We start from the raw sequence: 810 nt of genomic DNA on the forward strand, positions 1-810 counted from the left end.
AGTCGGTGTGTAAACCAGTATCTTTCTGTTTGTGGTTTGTATGATTTTTCTTTTAAAAAGTTTTTAAACTTTTGTTCCCAGGCTGTCAACTGCTGTATCCAATACAGTTTATCGTTGTGTGTTTTAATACGGTGAATCATTAGAACCAGCGTTCTTAATTCTTTCCCTGCTTCATATGATGGATTTGCTGTAAGCCACAACAGGCACATTCTCTGGATATGAACCAGGCAGCGTTGAACAATAACATGTGGCAATATTTTATGTACAGCTTTAAGGGTTGCTTTATGTCCATCACAGGTAATACTGGCTATTTGAAGGCCAAGAGTAAGCAGGTTGTTTAAATCCTCCTTTATTTCTTCATATCGCTCTGCATCTGAAAAACGAAATAACTGGGTATAGCTGATGCTATTGTCCTGGTAACACACAACACAGAACTTTTTAAAGTATGTAGCATCAACCCTTAAATGAATATTGTCGTGATGAATGAGTGGAGTTACAGTGGCCTTGTTTAATAGCTTATAAAAAAGACGCTGTAACGTGTCTTTTGACAAGCCACTGTCCCTTTGCAGGCTCTTGTAGGTTTGTCTTTCCAAAACCCATTTCTTAAACCATACAAAACGGTTTGCTGTAATCTGTTGTTTGTCATTATTGGTAAAGTAAATACCACATTGTTTACACCTGAATCTTTGTTTGTTTAACTGCTTACCCCACCTAATTACCAACAAACTGCCACAGGCCCAGCAACGCTTTTTTTAATCTTTTTCATAAAACAAAAAAAGTTTAGTGAAAGCGGTTTCACTAAACTTTTTT

At 36.7% G+C, this 810-nt stretch carries 1 protein-coding gene and 1 pseudogene; both read right to left on the reverse strand.

Going from position 1 to position 810, the window contains the following annotated elements:
• On the reverse strand, positions 1-593 hold a 593-nt coding region (locus tag QWZ08_RS28105; RefSeq protein ID WP_290341369.1), incomplete at its 3' end, for a transposase.
• A 66-nt stretch (positions 594-659) separates the two neighbouring features.
• Positions 660-734, reverse strand: a pseudogene (locus QWZ08_RS28325) (transposase-like zinc-binding domain-containing protein); the annotation flags it as partial.
• Positions 735-810 lie beyond the last annotated feature (76 nt).

The organism is Ferruginibacter paludis, from assembly GCF_030409685.1.
In the GTDB taxonomy this organism is placed as follows: domain Bacteria; phylum Bacteroidota; class Bacteroidia; order Chitinophagales; family Chitinophagaceae; genus Ferruginibacter; species Ferruginibacter paludis.